This window comes from Delftia acidovorans NBRC 14950 (assembly GCF_001598795.1).
GTDB lineage: Bacteria > Pseudomonadota > Gammaproteobacteria > Burkholderiales > Burkholderiaceae_C > Comamonas > Comamonas acidovorans.
The window spans coordinates 1-26,614 of record NZ_BCZP01000020.1 but is presented as its reverse complement, the minus strand read 5'-3'; the positions used below and the strand labels follow the sequence as shown (position 1 = coordinate 26,614).

General features: G+C 66.8%; 28 protein-coding genes. 10 read left to right on the top strand and 18 right to left on the bottom strand.

Annotated features, from left to right (window positions below; translation table 11 throughout):
• Positions 1-35 precede the first annotated feature (35 nt).
• Together DA1_RS21815 and DA1_RS21810 are read right to left on the bottom strand one after the other, a co-directional pair.
• Complete coding sequence (locus tag DA1_RS21815; protein WP_034394825.1) at positions 36-1,442, bottom strand: four-carbon acid sugar kinase family protein; 1,407 nt, start codon at positions 1,440-1,442, stop codon at positions 36-38.
• A 3-nt stretch (positions 1,443-1,445) separates the two neighbouring features.
• The gene (locus tag DA1_RS21810; RefSeq protein WP_034394822.1) at positions 1,446-2,720 is read right to left on the bottom strand and encodes a ribulose-bisphosphate carboxylase large subunit family protein; all 1,275 of its coding nucleotides are present in this window, start codon (positions 2,718-2,720) and stop codon (positions 1,446-1,448) included.
• Positions 2,721-2,855: 135 nt separating this feature from the next.
• On the opposite strand from DA1_RS21810, the gene DA1_RS21805 reads away from it, so the two are divergent.
• A complete protein-coding gene (locus DA1_RS21805) occupies positions 2,856-3,740 on the top strand; it encodes a LysR substrate-binding domain-containing protein (protein ID WP_034394820.1) in 885 nt (294 codons plus the stop codon).
• Positions 3,741-3,751: 11 nt separating this feature from the next.
• Here DA1_RS21805 and DA1_RS21800 read toward each other — a convergent pair whose 3' ends face one another.
• Both DA1_RS21800 and DA1_RS21795 read right to left on the bottom strand, forming a co-directional pair.
• Positions 3,752-4,426 (bottom strand): glutathione S-transferase family protein, encoded by a 675-nt coding sequence (locus DA1_RS21800; protein WP_034394817.1) that lies wholly within the window; start codon positions 4,424-4,426, stop codon positions 3,752-3,754.
• 63 nt (positions 4,427-4,489) lie between these two features.
• Positions 4,490-5,242, bottom strand: a complete 753-nt coding sequence (locus tag DA1_RS21795; RefSeq protein WP_034394814.1) for an SDR family oxidoreductase — start codon at positions 5,240-5,242, stop codon at positions 4,490-4,492.
• A 127-nt stretch (positions 5,243-5,369) separates the two neighbouring features.
• Here DA1_RS21795 and DA1_RS21790 point away from each other — a divergent pair, with 127 nt between their 5' ends.
• Complete coding sequence (locus tag DA1_RS21790; RefSeq protein ID WP_034394811.1) at positions 5,370-6,278, top strand: LysR family transcriptional regulator; 909 nt, start codon at positions 5,370-5,372, stop codon at positions 6,276-6,278.
• A 391-nt stretch (positions 6,279-6,669) separates the two neighbouring features.
• Here DA1_RS21790 and DA1_RS21780 read toward each other — a convergent pair whose 3' ends face one another.
• Together DA1_RS21780 and DA1_RS21775 are read right to left on the bottom strand one after the other, a co-directional pair.
• A complete protein-coding gene (locus DA1_RS21780) occupies positions 6,670-7,077 on the bottom strand; it encodes a VOC family protein (RefSeq protein ID WP_013801980.1) in 408 nt (135 codons plus the stop codon).
• Complete coding sequence (locus DA1_RS21775; protein WP_034394805.1) at positions 7,074-7,565, bottom strand: helix-turn-helix domain-containing protein; 492 nt, start codon at positions 7,563-7,565, stop codon at positions 7,074-7,076. Before DA1_RS21775 ends, DA1_RS21780 begins: the two co-directional genes overlap by 4 nt.
• Before the next feature lie 136 nt (positions 7,566-7,701).
• Here DA1_RS21775 and DA1_RS21770 point away from each other — a divergent pair, with 136 nt between their 5' ends.
• On the top strand, positions 7,702-8,193 hold the full coding sequence (locus tag DA1_RS21770; RefSeq protein WP_034394802.1) for a hypothetical protein: 492 nt from the start codon (positions 7,702-7,704) through the stop codon (positions 8,191-8,193).
• Positions 8,194-8,279: 86 nt separating this feature from the next.
• Here the strand turns inward: DA1_RS21770 and DA1_RS21765 are convergent, their stop codons facing one another.
• The 5 genes from DA1_RS21765 to DA1_RS21750 all read right to left on the bottom strand — a co-directional run bounded on the left by DA1_RS21765 (position 8,280) and on the right by DA1_RS21750 (position 11,863).
• Positions 8,280-8,888, bottom strand: coding sequence for a DUF4337 domain-containing protein (locus tag DA1_RS21765; protein ID WP_012206105.1), 609 nt, complete (start codon positions 8,886-8,888; stop codon positions 8,280-8,282).
• Positions 8,889-8,989: 101 nt separating this feature from the next.
• Positions 8,990-9,169, bottom strand: coding sequence for a DUF2256 domain-containing protein (locus tag DA1_RS29965; RefSeq protein ID WP_080736916.1), 180 nt, complete (start codon positions 9,167-9,169; stop codon positions 8,990-8,992).
• Positions 9,170-9,189: 20 nt separating this feature from the next.
• Positions 9,190-10,260 carry an NAD(P)/FAD-dependent oxidoreductase gene (locus DA1_RS21760; RefSeq protein ID WP_034394797.1) on the bottom strand — a complete coding sequence of 357 codons (1,071 nt, stop codon included), beginning with the start codon at positions 10,258-10,260 and terminating at the stop codon, positions 9,190-9,192.
• Positions 10,257-10,889 carry a lipocalin family protein gene (locus tag DA1_RS21755; protein WP_034394794.1) on the bottom strand — a complete coding sequence of 211 codons (633 nt, stop codon included), beginning with the start codon at positions 10,887-10,889 and terminating at the stop codon, positions 10,257-10,259. Before DA1_RS21755 ends, DA1_RS21760 begins: the two co-directional genes overlap by 4 nt.
• Positions 10,850-11,863 (bottom strand): MerR family transcriptional regulator, encoded by a 1,014-nt coding sequence (locus DA1_RS21750; protein WP_034394790.1) that lies wholly within the window; start codon positions 11,861-11,863, stop codon positions 10,850-10,852. The genes DA1_RS21755 and DA1_RS21750 overlap by 40 nt, the downstream gene beginning before the upstream one ends.
• Before the next feature lie 229 nt (positions 11,864-12,092).
• On the opposite strand from DA1_RS21750, the gene DA1_RS21745 reads away from it, so the two are divergent.
• Positions 12,093-13,667, top strand: coding sequence for a methyl-accepting chemotaxis protein (locus DA1_RS21745; protein WP_034394787.1), 1,575 nt, complete (start codon positions 12,093-12,095; stop codon positions 13,665-13,667).
• Positions 13,668-13,741: 74 nt separating this feature from the next.
• On the opposite strand, the gene DA1_RS21740 is transcribed toward DA1_RS21745, so the two are convergent.
• Positions 13,742-14,119, bottom strand: coding sequence for a hypothetical protein (locus tag DA1_RS21740; protein ID WP_034398693.1), 378 nt, complete (start codon positions 14,117-14,119; stop codon positions 13,742-13,744).
• Positions 14,120-14,667: 548 nt separating this feature from the next.
• On the opposite strand from DA1_RS21740, the gene DA1_RS21735 reads away from it, so the two are divergent.
• The 3 genes from DA1_RS21735 to DA1_RS21725 are packed head-to-tail and all read left to right on the top strand — an operon-like array spanning position 14,668 to position 19,245.
• Positions 14,668-15,975, top strand: coding sequence for a dicarboxylate/amino acid:cation symporter (locus tag DA1_RS21735; RefSeq protein ID WP_034394783.1), 1,308 nt, complete (start codon positions 14,668-14,670; stop codon positions 15,973-15,975).
• Positions 15,976-16,021: 46 nt separating this feature from the next.
• Entirely contained in the window at positions 16,022-17,902 is a 1,881-nt protein-coding gene (locus tag DA1_RS21730) for a sensor histidine kinase (protein ID WP_034394780.1), read from the top strand.
• Entirely contained in the window at positions 17,899-19,245 is a 1,347-nt protein-coding gene (locus tag DA1_RS21725; protein ID WP_013801992.1) for a sigma-54-dependent transcriptional regulator, read from the top strand. Before DA1_RS21730 ends, DA1_RS21725 begins: the two co-directional genes overlap by 4 nt.
• Positions 19,246-19,292: 47 nt before the next feature.
• Here DA1_RS21725 and DA1_RS21720 read toward each other — a convergent pair whose 3' ends face one another.
• Positions 19,293-19,616 carry a hypothetical protein gene (locus DA1_RS21720; protein ID WP_230590878.1) on the bottom strand — a complete coding sequence of 108 codons (324 nt, stop codon included), beginning with the start codon at positions 19,614-19,616 and terminating at the stop codon, positions 19,293-19,295.
• Between the two features lie 83 nt (positions 19,617-19,699).
• The gene (locus DA1_RS29960) at positions 19,700-20,158 is read right to left on the bottom strand and encodes a T6SS effector amidase Tae4 family protein (RefSeq protein WP_080518216.1); all 459 of its coding nucleotides are present in this window, start codon (positions 20,156-20,158) and stop codon (positions 19,700-19,702) included.
• Positions 20,159-20,253: 95 nt separating this feature from the next.
• On the opposite strand from DA1_RS29960, the gene DA1_RS30610 reads away from it, so the two are divergent.
• A complete protein-coding gene (locus DA1_RS30610) occupies positions 20,254-20,475 on the top strand; it encodes a hypothetical protein (RefSeq protein ID WP_155294289.1) in 222 nt (73 codons plus the stop codon).
• 99 nt (positions 20,476-20,574) lie between these two features.
• On the opposite strand, the gene DA1_RS21715 is transcribed toward DA1_RS30610, so the two are convergent.
• Positions 20,575-21,732, bottom strand: a complete 1,158-nt coding sequence (locus DA1_RS21715) for an L-talarate/galactarate dehydratase (RefSeq protein WP_034394774.1) — start codon at positions 21,730-21,732, stop codon at positions 20,575-20,577.
• A gap of 43 nt (positions 21,733-21,775) precedes the next feature.
• Positions 21,776-22,744 carry a Bug family tripartite tricarboxylate transporter substrate binding protein gene (locus DA1_RS21710; protein WP_034394772.1) on the bottom strand — a complete coding sequence of 323 codons (969 nt, stop codon included), beginning with the start codon at positions 22,742-22,744 and terminating at the stop codon, positions 21,776-21,778.
• Positions 22,745-22,973: 229 nt separating this feature from the next.
• Here DA1_RS21710 and DA1_RS21705 point away from each other — a divergent pair, with 229 nt between their 5' ends.
• On the top strand, positions 22,974-23,978 hold the full coding sequence (locus DA1_RS21705; protein WP_034394769.1) for a LacI family DNA-binding transcriptional regulator: 1,005 nt from the start codon (positions 22,974-22,976) through the stop codon (positions 23,976-23,978).
• Positions 23,979-23,982: 4 nt separating this feature from the next.
• On the opposite strand, the gene DA1_RS21700 is transcribed toward DA1_RS21705, so the two are convergent.
• Positions 23,983-24,777 carry an arylamine N-acetyltransferase family protein gene (locus DA1_RS21700; RefSeq protein ID WP_034394766.1) on the bottom strand — a complete coding sequence of 265 codons (795 nt, stop codon included), beginning with the start codon at positions 24,775-24,777 and terminating at the stop codon, positions 23,983-23,985.
• A 96-nt stretch (positions 24,778-24,873) separates the two neighbouring features.
• Between DA1_RS21700 and DA1_RS21695 the strand changes: the two genes are divergently transcribed.
• Positions 24,874-26,367, top strand: coding sequence for an aminotransferase-like domain-containing protein (locus DA1_RS21695; RefSeq protein WP_034394762.1), 1,494 nt, complete (start codon positions 24,874-24,876; stop codon positions 26,365-26,367).
• Here DA1_RS21695 and DA1_RS21690 read toward each other — a convergent pair.
• The coding region (locus tag DA1_RS21690) for a peroxidase-related enzyme (RefSeq protein WP_155737663.1) at positions 26,336-26,614 on the bottom strand (279 nt) is incomplete at its 5' end. The two genes, DA1_RS21695 and DA1_RS21690, sit on opposite strands and share 32 nt — an antisense overlap.

The following is a 26,614-nucleotide window of genomic DNA, read 5'->3' as shown; positions in this document are numbered from 1 at the left end:
GTCTCCTGGTGGTTTTGTGTGAATGGTTCAATGCATCAGGCGTCCCCGGCGCTGCCCCGCAGCGCGCGGACGAAGTAGTCGGGAGCGCCCATCTGGCCGCCCTTGAGGGCCAGCTCCAGCCCGCTCAGGTGGGACTGTGTGGACAGGACGGCACACAGCGGTGCGCCGGGCGACAGGCGGGCGCGGATCTCCAGGGCGTCGGGGCCGAGGGCCTGTGTGATGCGGCTGGACGTGTCGCCCCCCGAGAGCACCAGGCGACGCAGCCGGTGGCGGCGAACGATGGCGTCCACCGCGATGCCCAGCCGTTCACTGACCAGGCGCCCGCTCTGGTGGCGCGCCTGCTCCAGGCTGGCGCCCCGCATCTGCAGGCCCTGGGTCAAGCGGGCCACGCGCGGATCGGACGGGCCGCGTGCGGTGTGCATCACCACGCTGGCGCCGCTGGCCAGCGCACTGACCACCTCGCTCACGAGGCGCGCCTCGGCGGCGGCGGTGTCCGGGCCGATGGCCAGCGCCTCGACATCGATCGCCACCTCGCGGAAGCCGGCGTCCACCGCCGCCTCGATCTGCATCGCACTGAGCTTCGAGGCGCTGCCCGAGACGACCAGCACCTGGTCGACGGCGCCGAAGCTGCCGTAGCGGTCGCCCGACGCAGCCGTTTCTCCCTGCCAGGATTGCGTCAACGCGTACTCGACACCGGACGATCCGACCACAAAGAGGGGCGCTTTTAGCCCCGCAGCCATCTGCTGAAGGCAGTCGCCGGTGGTGGTCAGGTGGCCGGCGCTCAGGCCGTCGATCACCACCGCCTGCCGGGCTGGCGCCATGGCGCGGATGTGTTGCGCCAGCTCGGCCGGCGACTGGGTGTCGAGCCAGGTCAGCGGCACGTTGCCGATGGCCAATGGCGCCTGCTTTTCCAGGTGCCGGGCCACGTCGGACTCCTGCATCGGCGTCACCGGGTGCACGCTCATGATCGGGTGGCGGTCGATGCGGTACACCTCGCCGTCGGTGCCCGACCGCGCAAACAGGTGGCCAAACAGGCAGTAGCGACCCAGTGCCGGCGTGCTGGCGACGATCGGCACCACGGGCTGCGGGAAGGCCGCCCGAGACAGTTCGATGACCCGGCCGATGTTGCCCACCGCTGGCGCGCTGTCGAAGGTGGAGCACACCTTGTAGTGCACGATCTGCGGCGCCAGGGCGGCGAGCCCACTCAATACGTCGGGCAGCTGCGCATCCATCTCCTGCGGCGTCATCGCCCGGCTCGCGCCGGCCACGCCGATGGCGTCGAAGCCGCCCAACGCAGCCATCTGCGCCGACTTCGGCACCGACAGGAAGAGCGCGCAGCGCAGCCCGCCGAAAGCCAGGACCTCCAGCGCATCGGTGGAGCCGGTGAAGTCGTCGCCGTAGAACGCGAGCTTCAGCCCTTGGGCCTTGTCAGTCGAAGTCATCGTTCACCGCCCGGCAAAGTGCGCCATTGCCCGCTGGAGTGCGGGGTGCGTTTTGGCGTAGGCGTCCAGGCCGATGCTCGCCACCGCCGCCTCCCAGCCTTCACGCATGCTGGCCATACCGGCGGCGATGCCGTCGGGGTGGCCGATGATGCCGCCGCCGGCCAGGTGCATGAGGTCCACCGAACCCAGAGCCGCGTACAGGTCCGGCGCCTGGCCCGCCCACTGGCCCGACGAGAACACCGGCATCAGCGGCTGGTGTCCGGCCCAGGGCGACAGGCAGGCGCGGGCCGAGGCGATGACCGAGTCGTCCGGCTCCCAGAACTTGCTGCGCAGGCCATTGACGTGCAGGTGGTCCACCCCCGCCAGGCGCCACAGCTTCTGGTAAGCCTGGAACGAGAAGCCCAGCCCCTGGTGCCGTGTGAACGCGCCCCAGCCGTTGCGGTGGCCGTGGATCGGCAACTGGGCGTGGCGGCGCAGGTGTTCCACCCCGGCGAAGCCGACCCAGTTGACGCTCACCATCACGCAGGTGCCGCCTGCTGCGAGCACGGCATCGTGGCGGCGCAGCATCTCGTCGATGGAGCCGGAGATGTTGATTGCGTACATCGGCATGCGGCCCAGGCGGTCTGCATGGCGCTGCAGCACCGGCATGACGGCCCGCAGGCGCTCGTCGAACGGCGCATAGGGTGGATCGGCGATCAGCTCATCGTCCTTGATGAAGTCGATGCCGGCTGCGCACAGCGAGTCGACCAGTTCGGCAGTCTGGCCAGGCGTGAGGCCGATACTGGGCTTGATGATGGTGCCGATCAGCGGCCGGCCGTGGACCCCGGCCATCCGCCGGGTGCCGGACACCCCAAAGGCCGGGCCGGCGAATTGGGCGGCGTAGCCGGGCGACAGGTCCAGGTCCAGCAGGCGCAGACCGGTGACCTCGCCCAGTTCGTACAGGTTGCCCGCCACCGTGGCCAGCAGGCTGGACAGGTTGGCTCCGACGTTGGCCTCCGGGAACGCGATCTCGATCTCGGCCCGATGGAACACCCCGCCGTGCGGTTGGCGATCCACATAGGCGCTGGGCAGCGTGGGCTCAAGCGCAGGGGCGAGCGGCTCGATGCGGGTGACACGGGCGCGAGAGCGTTCCTTGAGCTCGTCCGTCTCGCCGGGCAACGAGAGGAAGGTGCCGCTGGACTGTTCGCCGGCGATGACCTGCGCAACCTTCTCGGACGAGACCGAGCTTTCGACGAAGTAGCGCGCGGTGAATTCGGCACGGGTGGTGTTCTTGGTCATCGGGCTGTGAGTTAATTTTGAAACCGGACTGAACGATAAGAGCCATCTTTCCTTGTGTAAAACGATATGATTTCGGTAGGCTGTGACTTAAACTCACACGGCACCCAGGTTGACCCTTAGTTGGAAAGTGCATCCATGACCACCCCCCACCGCCTCTCGCTCAACGCACTGCGGGCCTTTGAAGCGACGGCGCGCCTGCGCAGCTTCAGCGCGGCGGCGGAGGAACTGTCGGTCACGCATGGCGCGGTCAGCCGCCACATCCGGATGCTGGAAGACACGCTGGGTCTGGCACTTTTGCAGCGCACGGCGCAGGGGGCCATGCCGACCGGCGAAGGGCAGCGCCTGGCGGAGGGCCTCTCGAAGGGTTTCGGACTGATCCAGTCCAGCGTCGAGCAGCTCAAGCCGGGCCCGCTGACCCTGGCCTGCTCGGAGTCGATCATGATGTACTGGCTCATTCCCAGGCTGGGTCGCTTCAAGGAAGCTCACCCCGAGGTGGAGCTGCGCTTCAACATGAGCCACGGGCCGATCGACTTTGCGCACGACAACGTCAGTGTGGCGATCCGGCTGTCGTCGATCGAACCGCCCCGGGACGCCGTGCGTGCAGACGTCGCGCACGAGTGGATCGGACCGGTGTGTTCGCCCGAGTACCTGCGACAGAACCGCATCGCTTCCTTCGAAGACCTGGCGCGAGCGCAGCTCATGGTTTCCCGCACCCGCCCGAACGCCTGGGCCGACTGGGCCCGCTGCAGCACGCAGCCAGACCAAAACCTGCGGGTGGACCAGTCGTTCGAGCATTTCTACCTGCTTATCCAGGGCGCGCGCTGCGGCCTGGGCATGGCCAATGTGCCGCGCATGCTGGTGCGCGACGACTTGATGAGCGGCACCCTGGTGGCGCCCATGGGCTTTGTGCGCGGCCCCAACCGGCTCGTGTCCTGGACCGCGCCCCACCTCAGCCGCCGCCCCGATGTGGTGAAGCTGGTGGACTGGCTTCACGACGAACTGCGGGCCACGGAGCCCTGAATCCCCACGGGTCAGCCGGCGAGCAGCGCGGCGTGCTCACGCAGGTGCTGCCTGAACCGCTGCGCATAGTCGCTTCCCACGGAATCGATGACGCTGCGTCGCAGCGCGAGTGCGTTGCGCCATGCCGACACGCGAGGCAGGTTCTCGAAGATGGCGTGCGACACCGCTGGATCCAGGCTGTCGAAGTAGCGAAAAACAGGAGCGAAGACGGCGTCCACCATGCCAAACGCGGTGCCGTCGAAATAGGGCCCCGACCCGAGCTCCGCTTCCAGTTGCTGGAGGCGGTGCCGGAACGCTGCCTGCTTGGCATCTGCAGCCGCGCGGTCGATGGCGTTGAGGAACTGCCAGGCGTGCGCAAGTGTCGCGGTGCCGAACTCGATCCAGCCCCGCTGGCGGGCACGCGCCAGTGCGTCGCGTGGATACATCGGTGCGCCGCCCTGCGACTCTTCGAGGTACTCGCAGATCACCATGCTCTCGAAGATCACGGCTTGCGTTCCGTCTTGCTGGCGCACGCGCAGCAGCGGGACCTTGCCGTTCGGCGACATGTCCAGGAACCAGTCGGGCTTGGCGGCCAGATCGATGGTGATCCTGTCAAAGGGAACGCCCTTTTCCAGCAGGACGATCGCCGCTCGCTGGACAAAGGGGCATAGCGGATGGCTGACGAGGGTGAGGCGGGGCTCGATCATGAAGCTCTTTCGAAGTGGGGGTGCGGTAGCCACAGGCGGTGACACACCGCACACGCTGCGTCCTCAGCGGTTGAGCAGGCGGCCGCCATCGAGCACGATTTCAGAGCCCACCGTCCAGCGGGATTCGTCGGACGCCAGGTACAGCACAGCCTTGGCCACCTCCTCGGAGGTGCCGAAGCGGCCGAGCGGGATGGTTGCCACGATGTCCTTGTTGATCTGCTCGCGGTAGGCGCCGGGGATGCCCAGCTTGTCGTACAGCGGTGTCTCGACGGGGCCGGGACTGACCGCGTTGATACGGATGCCACGCCCGAGCAGTTCGGTTGACAGCGTCTTGGACATGTTCAGGAACGCTGCCTTGGTGGCGGCGTAGACGGACGAGCGATCCGCACCGGCATGGGCGCTGATGGACGTGGTCAGCACCACGGAAGCGGGATTCGCGAACACCGGCAGCAGGGACTGAAGCAGGAAGTACGGCCCCTTGACATTGACATCGAACAGGCGGTCGAACATCTCTTCCGTCCATTCCTCGATGGGACGCCAGACCGACACACCGGCGTTGAGGAAGGCGACGTCCAGCTGGCCAAAGCGGTCCTTTACGGCTTGAGCCAGTTCTTTCTGTGCGGCGACGCTGGCCGAGTCTGCGCGCAGCACCGGGACCTCTGGGCCGAGTTCGGCCTGGGCCTTGGCGATCGAATCGGGATTGACTCCGGTCACGATGACACGGGCACCTTCAGCCAGAAACTGCCTGGCGGTCTCCAGGCCGATGCCGCTGGTGCCGCCGGTGATGAGGGTGCGTTTGCCTTGCAGGCGTGACATGAAATTCTCCTTGGGGTGACGACCAACCGCGGCCGCCTGGGAGTAATGTGCATTCATGTCTTGGAATACATAAGATATGGTTTTTCAATATATTTCATGCAAAATTGGCATGAATAAAAGGAAAAACATGGACCGACTGCTCTGGATGACCTGCTTTGCCCGCGCCGTGGAGACAGGCAGCTTCTCTGCTGCGGGGCGCGACCTGGGCCTGGGACAACCCAACGTGAGCCGCTACGTGGCGGCGCTGGAAGAGCACCTGCAGACACGGCTGCTGCACCGGTCCACACGCAAGCTCTCCCTGACGCCGGAGGGTGAGCGCTACTACGCCGACGCGCGGCGCATCCTGGATGCCGTGGACGAATCGGAATCCTCGTTCCGGGACAGCGTCGATCCTTCAGGGCTCTTGCGCGTGGCCTGTCCCACCTCACTGGCACACACCTTCGTGATGCCCCACGTCCCCGCGTTTCTGGAGCGCTACCCGAGGCTGGCCCTGGACCTGCAAATCAGCGATCGCTACGTGGACCTCGTCAACGAGGGGACTGAACTTGCCATTCGCATTGGACATCTTGAAGACAGTGCGCTGCGAGCTCGGCGCGTCGGCTCGTACGAGCGGGTGTTCGTTGCCAGCAAGGACTATCTGGCCAAACGCGGAGAGCCACAGACGCCCGATGAACTGCGTGACCACGACTGCGTGGTCTACACCTTGTTGTCGTCCGGTGCGACATGGCGCTTCCGTGACGCCGAAGTTCCGGTTTCAGGCCGGTTGAGGGTCAACTCGCCCGACGCGGTTCGCGAAGCGGTCATCGCCGGTTTGGGGGTTGGACACGGCCCCGCGTGGTTGTTCGAGGGGGGGCTGAAAAGCGGGGCCTTGCAGCGCATCCTGCTGGAACATACCGCCCCGCATGTGCCTGTTCAGATCGTCTACGTCGCAAACCGCTTGCTTCCCACACGGGCCATCGCGTTCATGGACTTCATGGGCGACGTGTTCTCCAGGATTCCCGCATTCGGTGCCGCTGGCCAGGAGCAGGGGAGTTAGTTGCAGATGTTCCTTATGGGGTCGACTGCGGACAGTCGATCAGCTCGCCCCGAAAGACTGTTCCCAGCCTGAAGCCACCGGCCAGCAGCCGGCTGGCGACGCCCGGCTGTGGCCTTCGGTTGCTGGCGGCCATTCAATGGCCAAGACACCTACCTTGCATCGCCTGGCTTCCTTGTTCCACTGCGTCGCATGCAGGCGTACGGCAGCACGAAGAGGTACAGACCGCTCAACAGCAAGAGAAAGAGCGGGGGCAACGGCGAGTAGCTGACCCAGGAGGGAGGTTCCCCCTGCGCCCGGACAATGAAGTTGGCGATGACGGTGACCGTGAAGGCGACTGACAGCCAGCGGTGGATCTGCCGGATCCGGTGGTTCCAGTTCAAGGCGGCCTCCCTTAGCGGCGCGCCTGGATCATCTTCCACCCGTTCCCCGACGGATCGCGGAAGCCCGCGTCCACGGTGCCGTACCGTGCCACGGGTTCCTGCGTGAATTCCACTCCGCTTGCGAGCATTCGGTCGTAGGCCGCGCGGCAGTCATCCACGGTCAGTACGAGGGGCGGCATGGCGCCTTTGGCCACAATCGCGCGCACTGCCTGCGCCGTTGCTGCGTCGAGCACGGGCGGGCCGGGTGTGAACAGGCCGAGCTGGAACGACGGCTGTTCCGGGTGCTGCACCGTGAGCCAGCGATAGTCGCCGTTTGCCACGTCCGTGTGAACGCGGAACCCGAGTTTGTCGACATAGAACGCGAGTGCTTCGTCTTGATCGCGCACATACAAACCAACCACTTCAACGCCTTGAATCATGGGATCTCCTGTTGTTCGGGTTCGTTTGTATCGCTTGTTGCCCGGTGTCGCTTCTCCGAAACTGCGGTCGTGAGGTCGGGGCGGTGCGCGGCGCTGACGATGCAGGCGGGCACGAGGCCCAGCTCGTGCATCGTCGCCCGGGCGCGCACCCGGACTGCGCTGGGACTGTCGCCTGTGATATCGCGGAAGGTGCGTCCGAAGGTGCCCAGGCTTGCCCAGCCTGTATCAAAGGCGATGTCGGTAATGGCCAGATCGGTTTCGCGCAGCAGCGTCATTGCCCGCTCGATGCGCCGCGTGAGCAAGTACCGGTGCGGCGGACTGCCGAAGGCCTGCTTGAACGACCGGGCGAAGTGCGCTTCGGACACGCCACTGACCTGCGCCAGTCGCCCGACAGGCCAGGCCTCGTGCGATGCGGCGTCAATGCTGTCCTTCGCGCGCAGCAGCCGGCGCAACAGTTCAGGGTCCTGGTGTGCAAGGTCGTTGTTCATGCCGTCTCCGGTGCCATCGGGAAGCATTTTCGTCTCTTGGGAGTCCACGGTTTGGGAATAGACCCCTGAGCGCGAACTGTATGGATGGACAGTAGAATTTCGGGCTCGATAGTTTTCACAAGGGAAGGGTCTGGACATGTCCGCAGAACTCGAACAAGAAGTCGTCTCAATCTTCGAAGACCGCCTTTGGCATCACAACGGCTGGGAGGCCCGCGTCATCAAGAATGAAGACGACGATGGCTGGGCCGTTGCCATGACCCAGGACGGCCAGGTGGAGCCAAGCCTGGTCGGCCCGTGGACCATGGGCCGCGACAAGAAAAATCCCAAGCCGCTGGACGTTTCCGCCTTCAACACGCTCGTGAAGACGGCGCACGAGGTGATGCGCCGGCATGAGCAGCATCTGGCAGCGCAGTTGCACAAGGATGTGCAGATCGTGGTGAGCGGGTCACGCGTGACCGTCTCTCTGGATATCGAGCCCGATGAGGACAATCCCAGCGCCACGCTCACCGCCACTGCTGCCGACGGCAGCGAGCTGGCCAAGGTGGGAGTCAGGCCGGACCATCAGCTCACCCGGACGTCTGCGCAAGCCTGGGCAGAGGCTGGCTACCCCCGTCCCAGCGAGGACTGAGCCGCGGGCAAGGCCGGGGAATCAGGGGGCTGTTTCACAGCTGCCTTCCAAGGCGGATATGCGGCTTTGCGGCTTTGCTACACGCTCTAGATGTGCAGCATGGCCAGCCCGCCCACGCCAAGGCCTAGCGCTGCCACGCCGAGCATGGCGTATTCCAGCCATTTCTTCTTGGTCAGCAGCGCGATGGCTGCAAGGGCAATGGCGACCTGCAGCGCGGTGGTGGCCTGCGCCCAGCGGTGATGCAGATGCATCTGCATCTCGGACTTCTCGTCCCATTGCCGGGCCTCGGCTTCCAGGCGGTCGGCATCGCGCTTGATGTCGTCCTTTTCCTTTTCGTAGCGCTCCACCTTGGCCTGGTAGGCCGCCCGCCTGTCCTCCGTGGTCGCCAGATCACGTGCGAACTCGGACAGCGATTGCTTGGTGCTCTTGGCCTGGAAGAAGGCCCACTGGTTGGCCGCTTCGGTCTTCTTGATGGCTGCGTCGTTCTTGTACAGCCCGGCATTGGCCTGGGTGGCGCCGCCCATGTACGCGAAGATGGCGCCCACCGTGGCGATGACTGCCGTGCACATGGCGATCTGGTTGGTCAGGCTGCCGCCGCCGATGCCGTGGTGGGCGGTTTGGCCATGCTCGCCCTGGGCAGCATGTTCGAGTTCGTGATCGTGTGGGCCGTGGACGTGAAAGCCGCCGGAAGACATAGGTGCCAATTCCTTGATATCAATGGGTGGCGCATTATGGGGCCGGCCTGGCGGCAATCCAGGGCTCCCAGGATGTGCGGGACGCATGGCCCGCTTGGAGGTCAGCGCCTTGGCTGACGGCCTGCAGATGGGGGAGTGGGATCACGCGGCAGTCGCGCGTTGCGGCAGCGCTGCGAGCAGTATTTGACCTCGTCCCAATCACGTGCCCATTTTTTGCGCCATGTGAACGCAAGACCGCAGCACGCACACAGCTTGGAGGGCAGGTGGGGCTTCTTGTGCATGGCGCGGGCGTTCCTGCCGTTCAGCGCGTCAGCGTGGCCAGGGCGCGCCGGGCCAGCGCCCGTCCGCTGAGCCAGGCGCCTTCGACGCCTGCGCCGCACATCCAGTCGCCGCACAGGCCCAGGCCCGCAGGTGCGTCCCACCAGCAGCGGTTGACCAGGTGCGGCGCCGGCAGCGCATAGCGCCAGCGGTGGGCAGTGACGCGCAGGCCGCCTGGCAGAGAGTCGTACAGAGAGCCGGACAGTGGCCCGGCCAGGGCCTCGAATGCCTGCAGCAGTTGCCGGGCCACGGATTCGGCGTCCGACTCGATGTGATCCTGGCTCCACCGTGCACTGGCATGCAGCACCCAGGTCTGAGGTCCTTGCGGCACTTGCGGCCCCTGTCGTCCTGGCTTGGCGCTGTCGCGTGCCACCCAGCACAGCGGGCCATCCGTGATTTCTGCCGCATCCCAGTCCAGCGGCAGGGGGGCGTCGGTGCGCAGCATGGCCACCCAGCAAGGCTGCATGCGCGCGCTGGCAGCCAGTGCCGACGCATAGGGCGAGACCGGCCCCAGCAAGGCTGCCGCCTGCGGTGCAGGCACTGCCAAAACCAGGGCGCAGTATTCCGATCCGATCTGCCCGTGTTCGGCACAGTGCACAGTCCAGCAGGCAGATTCGTACTGCAACTGCTGAACCGTGGTTTGCAGGTGCAGCCGTGCGCCATGCCCCTGTTGTGCAAGCCGCTGGACAAGAAACGCTGCGGGAGAGGTCATGCGCGGCACGCCCACCCAGCGGTCGGGGCCCCCATCTGCTGGCACCACGTCTTTGCCCTGCAGGCGCACTTCGCGCGGACGCCAGGCGGCGACAACGCCGTGCTGCTCCCACTGGCGCACCTCCTGCACAAACTCCGGGTCCTGGGCCGCAAACGATGGAGCGCCGTGATCGCACTGCCACGCACCCTGCGGATCCTGCGCGCGCCGCGTGCTCATGCGCCCGGATGGGCCTCGGCTTTTCTCGAAGATATCCACGCGGCAGCCAGCATCGGCCAGCAGCTGTGCACATGCCAAACCTGCCATTCCCGCGCCGATCACCGCGACGGGGGGCGCACCGTTCACAAGGCCTCCTGGCTGTGCGCTTCCTGGTGCCGCTCATGGCTGACCCAGATCAGCGCGCCGGTATCGACGCCCAGTTGCGCGGCCTTGGCGACGATGGATTGCAGCGTCTGCGGGGGCAGTTTCGGCTCTCTGGCCAGTATCCAGCAGTACTGCATGTCCGGCCCGAGGACCAGCGCCCAGCGGTAGTCAGGGTCCAGGGCGGCCACATGGTAGCCGCCGTAGAACGGGCCGAAGAAGGAGACCTTGAGCGAAGCCGTGTCCGGCTTGCCCGTGAACAAGGCCTTGCCGACGGCACGCTGCCATTTGCCCCGGGGCACGGAAAACCCCCGGTTCACCACCTTCACGCTGCCGTCTGCCTGCGGCGTGTACTCGGCGGTCACATCGGTCATGCCCCGCTCGAAACCATGGTCCAGCCGTGCCAGTTCGTACCACAGGCCCTGGTAGCGCTGCAGGTCGAACGGTGAGACGGGCGTGACCGAGCCTGGCGGGCGCATGCTGGCGCAACCGCTGGCCAGCAGGCCGGCGCCAAGGGCCGTTGCCAGCAGGGTGCGCCGCCTGGCGATGAAGATGGTGCGGGGGGCGGGAAAGTTCATGCGTATGTCCTTGATGTTCTTGTCGTCTGCCGCCATCGGGCGACCAGCGGTTGCAGATCCGTGAGATGGCGCACCGGCGTCATGCCCGCGACCGGGCTGGAATAAAGCGCCGGGCAAGCTCCACCGGCCCACAACTCGATGGACGGCGGCAGGTGGCTGCGCAGCTCGCCCAGGCAAGCCTGCGCCATCGCTCCGTTGTGCGAGCTGCTGAAGCTCAGCCCCACGATGTCGGCGCGATGCGCCCGCGCGGCCTGTGCCACGTCGCCGATGGGCGTCTGGGTGCCCAGCGATACGCAGTTGCAGCCTTCCAGGGCCAGCAGGGCTTCGACCATGAGCAGTCCCAGCCCATGCATCTCCTGCGGCAGCGTGGTCAGCAACACCTTGGGCGTGGACGGCGGGGAAGGGGGGGCGAGCGAGGCGATTGCCTGCCTCAAGACGCCGGTGAGCACCTCGGTGTACAGGTGCTCTTCGAACACCTCAAAACGCCCCTGTGCCCAGAATTCGCCGACCGCTGCGGTCAGCGGGGCCACGAGCGTGGTCACGAAACCGGCCAGGCCCATGCGCGACTGGGCCAGGCTAAGGCAATGCCTGAGCTGGGCGGGATCATGTGCGGCAATGGCGTCGAGCATGGGTGCGAAGCGGTCAGAGTCTGCTGCATTCTCTGAATTTGTCCTGGACAAATCCACGCTCGGCGAGGTGTCGGCGCGGGCCAGCAGCGCCTGCAGGCCGTCCAGATCCACGCCCATCAGCTTGCTGGGGCGCAGTCCCGTATCCATGAGCCGCCGGATCAGGGTCAGTTGTCGAACCTGGTCCGCCGGGTAGCGGCGATCGCCTGCCGAATCCCGTTCAGGCCTTGGAAAGCCGTAGCGTCTTTCCCAGACACGCAGGGTGTCCTTGGCAAGTCCGGTCTCGCGTTCGACGGCCGAGATGGGCAGCCCGGGGCCAGGCGCCAAAGGCAGGGGGTCAGAAAGTGGCGTCATTGATCTGAAGGGGACAAAACGTCCGGTCATGGCCGGGATGTTTTGAGGGATTTTGCGAATTGTCTAGGACAAAAATATGTTTTGTCCAATATATTACATAGAGAAACAAAGCGCGGACCCGCTGGCCGCCACCCGGCAGCCGCTGGCGCGAGTGCTTTGTAGATCCCGGCCAGGAGATGACTGCCCCAGGCGCAGGCGAGGCTTCACACCATGATCGCCGCGCCCTTGTGCAGTCTTTCCGGCCACGCAGTCCGTACCGATGATCATCATGAATTTGTCCAACTGGCCACTGGCCCGCCGTCTCGCAGCTGCCTTCGCATGCGTCATCGCCATTTTTCTTCTTGTCATCGCGCTGGCCGTGAGCAGCCAGTCCCGGCTCAAGGAGGCCCAGCAATGGAATGAGCACACCTTCAAGGTCATGTCCCAGGGACAGCGCATGCTCACGGGCATGGTCAACATGGAGACGGCCTCGCGGGGCTATCTCCTGTCGGGTGACTCCCGTTTTCTTGCCCCGTGGGATGAAGGACTCAAGGAGTTCGAGGCCTCCTGGCAGGAGGCCGTACGCCTGACCGAGGACAACCCCGCCCAGCAGCGCCGGCTCGACGGAATCCGGCTGCGCCACCGTGAATTCGTGCAGGCGGTGCAGCCGCTGCAGGCGCTGCGGCGGCAAGTCCAGGACGGCACGGCGACGGTCGAGGATCTGGTTCGCGAGTTCTCCCTGGGGCGCGAGAAGGCGGCCATGGATGGGCTGCGCGCACTGCAGGTGGACCTGGTGCGTGAGGAGGAACAGCTCATGGCCGAGCGCCTGACGCGCACCGAGTCGCTGGCGGCAATGACGTTGGCGTTCGAGCTGGGCGGCGCGCTGGTGGCCGTCGTGCTGGCCGCTCTGCTGGGTACCTGGGTCACGCGCTCCATCACGGGCCCCATCGGCCGGGCCATCCAGGTGGCACGCGCGGTGGCATGCGGTGATCTGACGCAGCGGGTGGAGGCCACCACCCACGATGAAGTGGGGACCCTGCTGCGCAGCCTCGGCGAGATGAGTGATGCGCTATCGCAGGTCGTGGCCGTCGTGCGCAGCGGCAGCGAATCCGTGGCGAGTGCAAGCACGCAGATTGCCCAGGGCAACACCGACCTGTCCTCGCGAACCGAGAGCCAGGCCAGCGCGCTTGAACAGACGGCGGCCTCCATGGAACAGCTCGGAGCCACCGTGACCCAGAACGCAGAGGGTGCCGGCAAGGCCAACGCGCTCGCGCAGCGGGCCAGCGGCGTGGCCGGGCAGGCGGGCGAGGTGGTCACCCAGGTCGTGGACACGATGAAGGGCATCAGTGAAAGTTCGCGCCGCATCGCCGACATCATCAACGTCATCGACGGCATCGCGTTCCAGACCAACATCCTGGCGCTGAACGCTGCGGTGGAGGCTGCGCGTGCCGGTGAACAGGGCCGCGGCTTCGCTGTGGTGGCCTCCGAGGTCCGCAGCCTGGCCGGCCGCAGCGCGGCGGCGGCCAAGGAGATCAAGGCCCTGATCTCCGACAGCGTCGAGCGGGTCGAACAGGGCTCTGTGCTGGCCGACCGTGCGGGGGGCACCATGGCTGAAGTGGTGACGAGCATACGCAGCGTCACCGACCTCATGGGCGAGATCAGCGCGGCTTCCGCCGAACAACGCAGCGGCGTGGCACAAGTGGGCGAGGCGGTCACGCAGATGGACCAGGCGACGCAGCAAAACGCAGCCCTGGTGGAGGAAATGGCGGCGGCAGCCACGAGCCTGCGCCAGCAGGCGCATGACCTTGTGCAGTCCGTGAGCGTTTTTCGCCTGGGGCCTCATGCGCAGGGTTGAGGCAGGGTTGGCGCACCGGTGAAGACACGGTGCGGGACCCTGGGAGAGCGGGCCCCTCTACAGGCGCCGGAACATCAGCCGCTGCTGCCGTCCTGCCCGGGCACCGGCCGGCGTTCAAACAGTTGCGCCATGGCTTTGGCGGCTGCCTCGGCCGCTTCGGCACGGCGCATCTCGGCCGCGTCTTCAAACCCGCAGCCCATGGCCTGGGCCTCGGTGCCGGCGTAGTCGGCCAGTGTCTCGGCGCTGTCGCGGATGCTTTGCAGGGCGCGGGCCACCACGTCCATGTGGCGATGGCCCTTGGGCGTCTCCAGCCATGCCAGGGCGAGCTGGGCGATGGCGGAAATCTCTGCACAGCCTTGCTGCACGAGATGGTCTACCTGGGTGAGGGCATTGGACAGCTGCCGCGTGGTGTGGCCGTCCGTGTCGGGACTGGGCTGGGTGGTGGGGTTCATGCCTTGGCCCTCCGTGTGGAAGGGGCGGCGCCAGCAGAGGGCGCGCAGGCGAGTGCGAGGAAAACGGTGTTCATGCTTGATGCTCCATTGCAAAGCGAATTCACTGGCCTTTGCGATTGCATTGATCCGTGAATTGCATTGACAGACCTCGCTTTCGAAGAGGTTGTGCCGCTGTGTGATGGAGGTGTTTTGAAGCACCGGCCCCGTGACAGGGGGCCGGTGCGGATGATAGCGCCGGCCGGGAGGGCCGGAGGCGGCAGGCCCGGCCATCCGGTTTTCCGAACGATGCAGGCGTTCCATCGTTCGGATTTCCGTGCCACCTTATGCATAAAAGTAAGGTCGATATAGGCGAATCAAGCAGTTAGCGCGGGGTGCAGGTGCCGGATGTGGCTGGCACGGTCTGTGCACTGTCAGGCGCAGGCCACGTGCATCGTGGTTGTGTATGCAGGGAGACAAGCCCGTCTTCGCTGTGGCATCCGGCCCGTGCCGGCAGCCGTGGTGGGCGGGCTCGCTTGCAAGACCGAAATACGTCCAACGAAAAAATCCGCATGAAATTCAACCGCTTGACCACCATGGTGCTTGTGGCCATGGTCCTCGGCGTGCTGGTGGGCTATGCCTGCAACAGCTACGCACCCACGCCCGAGGCCGCCAAGGAAGTCGCCAGCTACTTCGGCATCCTCACCGATGTCTTCCTGCGCATGATCAAGATGATCATTGCGCCCCTGGTGTTCGCCACCCTGGTGTCGGGCCTGGCCAACATGGGCGACGCCAAGGCCGTGGGCCGCATCGGCGGCCGCGCGCTGGGCTGGTTCATCGTGGCCTCGTTCTGCTCGCTGGCCATCGGCCTGATCTATGCGAACGTGCTGCAGCCCGGCCATGGCCTGAGCGTGGCCCTGCCGTCGTCGGCCGAGGGCCTGAACCTCAAGACCTCGGCGCTGAACCTCAAGGACTTCATCGCCCACGTGTTCCCCAAGAACATCTTCGAGGCCATGGCGACCAACGAGGTGCTGCAGATCCTTGTGTTCGCGCTGTTCTTCGGCATTGCGCTGGGCAACCTGCACAACCAGGCCGCGCGCTCCATGGTGGGCCTGATGGACGAAGTGGTCCACATCATGCTCAAGGTCACCGACTACGTGATGCGCTTCGCCCCCGTGGGCGTGTTCGGCGCCGTGGCCGGCACCATCACCATCCATGGGCTGGGCATGCTGTCGGTGTTCGGCAAGTTCATGCTGTGCTTCTACCTGGCCCTGGCCACGCTGTGGGTGCTGCTGATCGTGGCCGGCTACTGCGTGCTGGGCCGTGACATCTTCCGCCTGCTGAACCTGATCCGCGGCCCGCTGCTGGTGGGCTTTTCCACGGCCAGCAGCGAATCGACCTATCCCAAGCTGATGGAGCAGCTGGAGAAGTTCGGCATCAAGCCGCGCATCATCGGCTTCGTGCTGCCGCTGGGCTACTCGTTCAACCTGGACGGCTCGATGGTCTACACCACCTTCCTGGCCATCTTCATCGCCCAGGCCTACGGCATCGACATGACGCTGACGGCCCAGATCACCATGCTGCTGGTGCTGATGGTGTCCAGCAAGGGCATTGCCGGCGTGCCGCGCGCCTCGCTGGTGGTGGTGGCCGCCGTGCTGCCCATGTTCGGCCTGCCCGAGGCGGGCATCCTGCTGATCCTGGGCATCGACCACTTCCTGGACATGGGCCGCACGCTGACCAATGTGCTGGGCAATGCCATTGCCACGGCCGTGGTGGCCAAGTGGGAAGGCGCCGTCGATCCGACCGCGGCCACGGATGACGACGAGTCCCTGCTGCCCACGGACCATTCCGAGCAAGGGCGGCCCGCTGTCTCGGCCTGAGGCCCAGGCGGCGCTGGGGGGCACTGATAACATCGGTGCCTTCACCATGCCCGCCCGCCGCCCCCTGCGCCAGCTCATCCTGCTTTTGCTGTGGCTTGCCCTGAGCGGGCTGAGCGGCTGGGGTGCGTACCTGCTGGCGCAGCGGCTGGGCATCGCCGATCTGCGTGCCACGGGCATGCACCGGCTGGAGCTGTACGGCGCCAGCCTGCAGCGCGAGATCGGCAAATACGCCTTCCTGCCCGACGTGCTGGCACTGGAAGGCAATGTGCAAAGGCTGCTGGCCGAGCCCGGCGACGAGCAGCTCACCAACCGCGTCAACGCCTACCTGGAGCAGCTCAACGACCGTGCGGGCACGCTGACCGCCTACCTGGTCGATGCGCGCGGCCACGTCGTGGCCTCCAGCAACTGGCGGCGCACCGACAGCTACATGGGCGAGGACCTGAGCTTTCGCCCCTACTACCGCACCGCCATGGCCACGGGCAGCGCGCGCTTCTTCGGCATTGGTACCACGCGCGGCGAGCCCGGCTACTACCTGGCCTCCACCCTGGGCGACGACACCCACACGCTGGGCGTGGCCGTGGTCAAGGTCAGCCTGGACCAGCTGGAGCAATCGTGGTCCACGGTGGAGGCGCCCGTGCTGGTGGGCGACGAGAACGGCGTCGTCATCCTGGGCACGGTCTCCGACTGGAAATTCACCACCTTGCGCACGCTGGACGAGGGCACGCGCGCCGCCTTCGACCACACGCGCCAGTACAACCGCCGCGCGCTGGAGCCCCTGGGCCTGCAAGTGCTGCGCGACCTGGGCCAGGGCGCGCGCCTGGTGCGCATTGCCCGCCATGGCGAGGAATCGCCGGGCTCGGTCTACCCGGTCAGCGGCCGCTTCCTGGCCCAGTCGCGCCAGCTGCCTGGCACGCCCTGGACGATCACCGTGCTCTCGCACCTGGAGCAGGTCGACCAGCTGGCCCAGAGCCGCGCGCTGGCCGCGGCCGTGGGTGCGGCCTTTGTGCTGCTGCTGGCCATGATGGTCAACGAGCGCCGCCGCCACCTGCGCGACCGGCTGGCCGCGCGCGAGGCGCTGCAGGCCGCGCACGATGAGCTCGAGCGCAAAGTGGAGCAGCGCACGGCCGACCTGTCGGCCGCCAACGAGGCGCTGCAGGCCGAAGTGGCCGAGCGCACCCACGCCGAGGCCACGCTGCGCGCCGCCCAGGACGAACTGGTGCAGGCCGGCAAGCTGGCCGTGATAGGCCAGCTGTCCACGGGCGTGGCCCATGAACTCAATCAGCCGCTGACGGCGCTGCGCACCTTGGCCGGCAACAGCCAACGCTTTCTGGAGCGCGGCGATACCGAAACCACGCGCGTGAACCTGGAGCGCATGGCGCAGCTGGCCGACCGCATGGGCCGCATCACCGGCCAGCTGCGCAACTTCGCGCGCAAGTCCAGCGGCGCCAGCCAGGCCGTGCCGCTGGCGCATGCGCTGGACAATGCGCTGGCCGTGCTGGAGTCGCGCGTGGCCGAGACCGGCGCCCGCATCCTGCGCGATGACGGCGTGCCCGAGGCCGTGGCTTGGTGCGACCGCAACCGCATCGAGCAGGTGCTGATCAACCTTATCAACAACTCCCTGGACGCCATGCGCGGCCAGCCCGCGCCCTGCCTGGAGCTGGCCTGCGCCGTGGCCGATGGCCGCGCCCAGGTCACCGTGCGCGACCACGGCCCGGGCCTGAGCGAAGCGGCGCAGGCCCATCTGTTCCAGCCGTTCTTCACCACCAAGGAAGAGGGCGTGGGCCTGGGCCTGGGGCTGGCGCTGTCGGCCGGCATCGTGCGTGAATGCGGCGGCACGCTGACGGGCAGCAACCATCCGGGCGGCGGCGCCGTCTTCACGCTGAGCCTGGCCCTGGCACCCTCCACACCCTCTGCCGACACACCATGACCGACGCCCTCAAAGTCCTGATCATCGAGGATGACCCCGACATCGTGCTCGGCTGCGAGCAGGCGCTGCAGCTCGAAGGCATCGCCTGCGAAAGCGTGGGCAGCGCCGAGCAGGCGCGCCGGCGCCTGTCGCGCGACTTCGCGGGCATCGTGGTCAGCGACATCCGCCTGCCGCGCATGGACGGCATGGCCTTCCTGCGCGAACTGGTGGCCATGGATGCCGAGCTGCCCGTGGTGCTGATCACCGGCCACGGCGACATCTCCATGGCCGTGCAGGCCATGAAGGACGGCGCCCAGGACTTCATCCAGAAACCCTTCGCCCCCGAAACCCTGGTCGGCGCCGTGCGCCGCGCCCTGGAGCGCCGGCGCCTGGTGCTGGAGGTGCGGGCGCTGCGCCAGCAGCTGGACCAGCGCGACAGCCTGGAGCACCGGCTGATAGGCCGCGCGCCCAACATGCGCCAGCTGCGCCAGATGCTCACGGGGCTGGCGCAGAGCGCGGCCGATGTGCTGATCCAGGGCGAGACCGGTACGGGCAAGGAACTGGTGGCGCGCTGCCTGCACGAAGCCAGCGCGCGGCGCGAGGGCAACTTCGTGGCCGTCAACTGCGGCGGCCTGCCCGACACGCTGTTCGACAGCGAAATGTTCGGCAGCGAGGCCGGCGCCTATACCGGCGCGGGCAAGAAGCGCATCGGCAAGCTGGAGCACGCCAGCGGCGGCACGCTGTTCCTGGACGAGATCGAGAGCATGCCCCTGCCCATGCAGATCAAGCTGCTGCGCGTGCTGCAGGAGCGCGTGCTGGAGCGCCTGGGCTCCAACACCCTGATCCCCATCGACTGCCGCGTGATCGCGGCCACCAAGGTGGATCTGCTCGAGCTCAGCAGGCAGGGCCTGTTCCGCGCCGACCTCTACTACCGCCTGAACGTGGCCACCGTCTCGCTGCCGCCACTGCGCGAGCGGCGCGAGGACGTGCCGCTGCTGTTTGAGCACTTCGCGCTGCAGGGCGCGGCGCGCCACCAGCGGCCCGTGCCCGAGCTGACCACGGCGCGCGTGCAGCAACTGCTGGGCTATGACTGGCCCGGCAACGTGCGCGAGCTGCGCAACGTGGCCGAGCGCACGGTGCTGGGCATCGAGACCGGCTCGCCCCCCTTCGGCCAGCCGGCCGGCACCACCGCGCAGGACGCCGCGCCCCGGCCGCTGTCCGCCGCTGTCGAGGCCTTCGAGCGCGCCCTCATCGCCGACGCCCTGCGCCGCCACGCCGGCAGCCTGGCGCGCACGGCCGAAGCCCTGTCCATGCCCAAGACCACGCTGCACGACAAGATCCGCAAGTACGGGCTGGATGGGTAAGGGCTGGTCGCCCACCCTCAACCCGGATTTTCGGGAAACAGCCTGGCCTACCTGGATTCGTAGGATGGGCGCAGTGCCGCAATCGCCTTTTGAATCGCAGCGTGCACGGCGGGCCGGTCGATCACCTCGCCACAGTGCAGCACGGGCAATGGCTTGCCCTGCCCGGGACGGGTTTCGTCGCGCATGACGGCCATATCGCCCTTGGTGTTCTCCCGTTGCACCTGCTCGGCAATGCCCACCAGCACTTCGATATCCCCGTGCATGCGCTGCACGACAACGGATGCCCAGGCATCTCCTTGGTCCTTGAGATAGGGCTCGGCCTGCTGGGTCAGGCAGCTTGCGATGGCATAGCTTTCAACGTCGCGCTGCACTTGCGTGCGAGTGCCACCTGCGGGATTCGTGTCTGGGGTGCATCCGGCGATGACCAGACCACATGCCAGCAAAGCCATGCGCATCAAGTGAGCTCCCAAAATTCACCAAGTGAAGTTTTGATGGATGGGTTGTCCGGATTTGTGTAAGTGGAGTAGTTGTCATAGCCCGGTTCACGATAATGGACTCCATTCCATAAGGCGATATGACCTGTGGCGCCACTCCAGTTCACGCTGAAGGCAATGATGCCTTTCAGGCCGCGAAATTTGTCATCATATGGGCTGACGGCATCAGTGGATGGTTTGCCAAGTGATTTCAAAAGATAGGATCGAAAATCTGCTACGCCATAAATGATGCGAGAACCGTCTTTTGTTCCCAATGTCCGTGCACCAGCCGTACCCGCCAAGGCTGCGTTGATCGGCGCACCGGCCTTGTTGAAGGCAACGCTCAACCGGCTGGCACATGTGTTTCCATTGGGACCGAAGCCTGGTAAGTAGATATTTTTCTCGGCAGCACCACCCAGTTCTGTGTATAGATCTTTCATGGTCTTGAATCTGACGTGGTCAGGAAACTCCTGCCATAGCCGATGAAAATTTGGTTTGATCAAAATTCGCCTTTCGTTGCTATACGCCAATCTTCATGTCGATACCGCAAAGTGATGGAGAGTGTCCGGGCTGGCTGCAATCGGGACGGGGGCTTACCACTCGCATTTTTCCCTTGATCGGCAGGCTGGCGTGCAGGTTTGCAATCCCCAATTTGGGCGGATCGTTGTCTGGCGGCAAGCATCGTAACAATCTTCTGTCCGACCTTTTCTTTTTTGTTTCAGGTAATTACATCTATCTCGAATGGCCGCTGGAATGAAAGTAGGTCCCATTGAGTCTGGGCCTACTCCAGTGACTGATGGCGCCATTTCTCTGCAGTACGGGGCGTAAGCCTTTGAGGCCTGACGCCCCAATTCCCTCAACCCCGCTCCCCGAACTCCACGCTTTCGCGCGTCCAGCGCCGCGCCTGCTCGCTCAGGCTCAGTCCCAGGCCGGGGCGCGTGGGCACGAGCATGCGGCCATCGGCGATGTCCAGGCGTTCGTTGAACAGCGGCTCCAGCCAGTCGAAGTGTTCCACCCAGGGCTCGTTGGCGCAGGTGGCGGCCAGGTGCACATGCAGCTCCATGGCGAAGTGGGGCGCCAGGCTCAGGTGGGCCAGTTCGGCCTGGGCGGCGATCTGCAGGAAGGGCGTGATGCCGCCCACGCGCGGCGCGTCGGGCATGAGGAAGTCGGCGCTGCGGTGGCGTATGAGATCGCCGTGCTCGGCGGCGCTGGTCAGCATCTCGCCGGTGGCGATCGGCGTGTCGAAGCGCGCGGCCAGCGCGGCATGGCCTTCGTGGTCGTAGGCGTCCAGCGGCTCCTCGATCCAGACCAGGTTGAATTCCTCGAAGACACGGCACATGCGCTGGGCCGTGGGGCGGTCCCATTGCTGGTTGGCATCGACCATGATGGGCGCGGCATCGCCCAGGTGGGCGCGCATGGCCTCCACACGCCGTATGTCCAGCGCGCAGTCGGGCTGGCCCACCTTGAGCTTGATGCCGCCAATGCCGCGCTCCAGCGAGGCGCTGGCGTTGCGCTTGAGTTCATCCAGCGGCGTGTGCAGAAAGCCGCCCGAGGTGTTGTAGCAGCGCACGGATTCGCGCTGCGAGCCCAGCAGCTTGGACAGCGGCAGGCCCGCGCGGCGCGCCTTGATGTCGTACAGCGCCACGTCGAAGGCCGCGATGGCCTGCACGGCCAGCCCGCTGCGGCCCACGGAGGCGCCGGCCCAGCACATGCGCGTCCACAGCCGCGCGATGTCGCTGGGGTCTTCGCCCAGCAGTTGGGGGGCGATCTCGCTGGCATGGGCGAACTGGCCGGGGCCGCCTGCGCGCTTGGCGTAGCTCAGGCCCAGGCCCCGGTGGCCGTCGCGGGTCTGGATCTCGGCGAACAGCATGGCGACCTCGGTCATGGGCTTTTGGCGGCCCGTGAGCACCTTGGCATCGCTGATGGGCCGGGCCAGGGGGAGGTAGCAGGACGACAGGCGTATCCACTGGATGCGGTCCTGGCTGGTGGTTTCGGAGAGCGCGGAAGAGGTCATGGCTGCGGGAGTGCGGTGGTTGGAAAAAGGACAGGGGCAGGCATCAGTCGATGCTGATCTTTCCGGCCTCGATGACCGTCTTCCAGCGCGCGTATTCCTGGCGCTGGAATTCGGCGAACTGCTGGGGCGTACCGGCCACCATCTCGTAGCCGATGGAGACGAACTGCTCGCGCACCCGGGGATCGTTGAGCGCCTCGACAAAGGCCGCATGGGCCTTGTCGCGCAGCGCAGGCGGCAGGCCCTTGGGCGCGACGATGGCCTGCCAGGAGGCGACCTCCACGTTCTTCACCCCGGCCTCGGCCAGCGTGGGCAGGTCCGGCAGCACGGGCGAGCGGCGCGGGCTGGTCACGGCCAGGGCGCGCATCTTGCCGGCCCGGATGTGCTGGATCACGGCATTGATGTTCTGGAACGAGGCATCGACCTGGCCGCCGATCAGGTCGGCATGGGCGGGTGCGCCGCCCTTGTAGGGGATGTGCACGCCCTGGGTGCCCGTTTGCTGCCAGAACAGTTCGGCCGTCAGGTGGTCGCTGGAGCCGTGGCCGGCTGAGGCAAAGCTCATCTTGCCCGGATGGGCCTTGAGGTGGGCGACCACGTCGGCCACGCTCCTGTGCGGCGAGGCGGCAGGCACGACCAGCACGTTGGGCGACTGCACGGCCACGGTGATCAGGTCGAAGTCCTTGAGGGCGTCGTAGGGCAGGTTCTTGATCAGGTGGGGCACGATGACCAGCGGGCCCAGCGAGGTGACGAGAAAGGTCTGCCCGTCCGCCGCCGCGCGCTGCACGAAGGCCGCGCCGATGGTGCCCGTGGCGCCGGCCTTGTTCTCCACCACGAAGGACTGCCTGAGCTTCTCGCCCAGCCTGGGCGCCACGGCGCGCGCGACCTGGTCGGTGGAGCCGCCGGCGGGGAAGGGCACGACCAGGGTGACGGGCCTGTCGGGCCAGGCCTGGGCCGAGGCAGAAAAGGCGGTGAGCGCGGCCAGGGCCAGCGCCATGGCACGAAGAATGTGGTTCATCTTGTCTCCTGGTTTATGAATGACATCGTTGTCATTTCCGTGGAAATGAAAAAGCGCAGATGCCGTTTTTTAGATGCAAGGATTTGCGCTTCCAACAAAATGATATCGTTGTCATTTTGGCTGTCAATCACGATTTCTGCGATGCAGGGCAGGCCTGGCGCCCGTGCGTGGAGGGCGGTCTGCTATCTTCAGGCCCGTCCCCGATACCAGCCCGCGATCGCGCTTGCCCATGAACACACCCACACCACCCAGGCCCGCCACGCTGCACGACGTGGCCGAGGCGGCCGGCGTCTCGCTGATCACGGCCTCGCGCGCCCTGGGCAATCCTTCCATCGTTTCGGAGAAGACGCGCGAGCGCGTGCGCCAGGCCGTGGAGGCCACGGGCTATATCCCCAATCTGCTGGCCGGCGGGCTCAAGTCCCGCCGCAGCCGCATGGTGGCGGGCGTGGTGCCCGCGCTGTCAGTGTCTCAATTCCTGCCCACGGTGCAGTCATTGACGGCAACGCTGGCGCAGGAGGGCTATCAGCTGCTGCTGGGACAGACCTTCTACGACGAGCAGCGGGAGGAGGAGGTACTCAACGCCATGATCGGGCGCCAGCCCGACGGCATTGTGATGATGGGCCTGGTGCAGTCCGACAAGGCGCGCGAGCGGCTGCGCAGGACCGGCATTCCCGTGGTGGAAACCTGGGACTTCAGCGACCGGCCGCTGGACATGGTGGTGGGCTTTTCCCACCTCAAGGTGGGCAGCGCGCTGGCCGGCTATTTCCTCTCGCGCGGCCTGCAGCGCGTTGGCATGGCCACGGGCAGCGACCACCGGGCCCAGCAGCGGCGCGAGGGCTTTCTTGCAGCCTGGGGCCGCGAGGTGCCCACGGTCACCGTGTCCGCGCCCGGCAGCCTGGAGCTGGGCCGGCAGGCGCTGGGCCAGTTGCTGGCGCAGCAGCCCGATCTGCAGGCCGTGGTCTGCAGCTCGGACATGCTGGCCCATGGCATTTTGGTGGAAGCCCAGGCGCGCGGCCTGCGCGTGCCCGTGGACCTGGCCGTCTCGGGCTTCGGCAATGCCGATTTCGCGGCCCACCTGCTGCCGTCGCTGACCACCGTGCATGTGGACGGACCGGGCATAGGCCGCCTGGCCGCCGAACTCGTGCTGGCACGCTGCAAGGGCCACAGTGCCGGGCGCTCGGCGTTCGACCTGGGGTTCGAGCTGATCGAGCGGGATTCGACCCGCCTGGCTTAGAGAGTCAGCACACGGCGGCCGCCTGGCGCTCGGTCGCCAGCCCGAACAGGCTGCCCAGCACGTGCTGGATTTCATCAGGCGCCAGCTGCCTGGTCTCGGTGCCGCTGGCCGTGATGGTCTTGAGCGCGTCGCCCACCAGGATCATGCGGCCGGCCGGCTGGTGCAGCACCACCACCCGCTTTTGCACGAAGATGGCATCCGGGTGCGTGGAGTTCAGGTAGTTGGCGGGGGCAAAATCCACCCATTCCTGGGGCGACAGGTTGAAGGCGTACTGGTTGGCCCATTCACCGTCCACGCGGGCCTGCAGCAGGTACTCGCCCTGGTCATCCAGGCTCAGGCGGAAGGTGTCGCCGTCCTGGCGGACCTCGGTGTCCAGCACGTCCAGGGCCATGGGGGCGCGTATGCCGTAGCTGCCAAAGCCCAGGTCGCACAGCCAGCGCCGTCCCTCGACCTCGGCCACCAGGGCCATGTGGGTGCGGGGGCGGCGGGCCGGATAGAACATGGGCCGCGCCGCCACAAAGCGGTAGGCAATGCCCAGGGCCTGCAGCGCCATGGCGAACAGGCCGTTCACCTCGTAGCAGTAGCCGCCCCGGGCGCCGCCGAGGATCTTGCCCGCAATGTCTTCGGGCACCAGAGAGACGATCTTGCCGGCCTGCACGTCGAGGTTCTCGAAAGGCACGGAAAACAGCTGCTGGCGCATCAGCGCATGCAGGGTGGCGGCATTCGCCTGGGCGGAGTCCCCGGCACTGAAGCCGATGCGGCGGAAGTAGGCCTGGAGATCGAAATTGCTGGCTTGCATGGGTTTCCTCGGGTTGCTTGATGGCTGCAACGATAAATCCGGGCAGCCAATGCCTGTATAAGCAGAATCCAAGAAAACTGACCTGTACAGATTGGCATGCCCACCACCAACGAACCCTTGCCCCAGTACCGCCGCATTGCCCAGGCCCTGCGCCAGACGCTGGCCTGCGGCGCACTGCGCCCCGGCGACAGGCTGATCTCCGCCCGCAGCCTGGCCGAGCGCGAACAGGTCAGCCTGCCGACCGCACTGGAGGCGCTGCGCTGCCTGGAGGCGGAGGGCCTGATCGTGGCGCGCCCGCGCTCGGGCTACTTTGTGCGGCAGGCAATCGGCGGCGCGGCGTTGCAGGCGTCCCGCCCGTCGTCGCGCCCCGTGCCCGTGACCCTGTCGGCCCTGGCGCGCTCGCTGTTCAGCAGTCCCGACACGCGCCTGATCCCGCTGGGTGCGGCATTGCCCGATCCGGCCTGGCTGCCCACGGCCCGGCTGCAGCGCGCGCTGCAGACCGCCGGGCGCCGCCTGGACGCGCACGGGCAGACCTACAGCATGCCGCCGGGCCGCGCCGACCTGCGCGGCCAGATCGCGGCCCGGGCCGCGCAATGGGGTGCGCGCTTCGGCCCCGATGACCTGGTCCTGACGGCAGGCGCCACCCAGGCCGTGCGGCTGGCCCTGCGCGCCGTGTGCAAGCCCGGCGATGTCGTGGCCGTAGAGCGGCCCGCCTATTTCGGCAGCCTGCTGCTGCTGGAGGACCTGGGCCTGAAGGCGCTGGAGATTGCCACCGATCCCCGCGAAGGCCTGCTGCTGGAGCCGCTGGCCGAGGCCATTGCCCGCCACCGGCCGGCTGCCGTGCTGGCATCGCCCACCGTGCAGAACCCGCTGGGCGCCAGCATGCCGGTGGAGCGCAAGCAGGCCCTGGTGGCGCTGCTGGAGCGGGCGGGCATTCCCTTGATCGAAGACGATGTCTATGGCGACCTTGCAGGCGACGGCCAGCGCCCGCCGGCCTGCAAGGCCTTCGACGGCAGCGGCAACGTGCTGTATTGCGGCTCGGTGTCCAAGACCCTGGCGCCGGGCTGGCGCGTGGGCTGGATTGCGGCGGGCCGCTTCCATGCCCAGGTGCTGCAGGTGCGCCTGGCGGGCGACTGGGCCGGTGCGCCGCTGCTGGAAGCCGCCGTGAGCGAGGTGCTGGCCAGCGGCGACTACGACCGGCACCTGCGCCGTCTCAAGTCCCGCGTGCAGGCCGGGGTGCAGGCCGTCACGGCCAGGGTCGAGGCCAGCTTTCCGCCCGGCACCCGTGTCTCGGCCCCGCGCGCGGGCTTTCTGCTGTGGGTGGAGTTGCCGCGCCAGGTGAATGCACTGGAGGTGCACCGCCGCGCGCTGGAGCTGGGCATTGGCGTCAGCCCCGGCCCGCTGTTTTCATCGCGCTCGGACCTGCCCAACCACCTGCGCCTGAACTGCGCCAACGAGCCCACGCCGCGCCTGCTGGGGGCCGTGGGGCAGGTGGGGGAGATATGCCGGGGTTTGGTCGAGGGTGCTGCTGCGCGCCAGGGGGCACAGGTCGGCCAGCCTACTTCTTCTCGCGCGGCACGCGCCCCATGAGGAAGAACTCGGGATTGGGCTGCATGCCGGCAAAGCTGGCCATGCGGTTGGACAGGCCGAAGAAGGCCGTGATGGCGGCAATGTCCCAGATGTCCTCATCATCGAAGCCGTGGGCGTGCAGCGCCTCGAAGTCGGCCTCGCAGATTTCATGGCTGCGTTCGCAGACCTTCATGGCGAAGTCCAGCATGGCGCGCTGGCGGGCGCTGATGTCGGCCTTGCGGTAATTGACCGCCACCTGGTCGGCCAC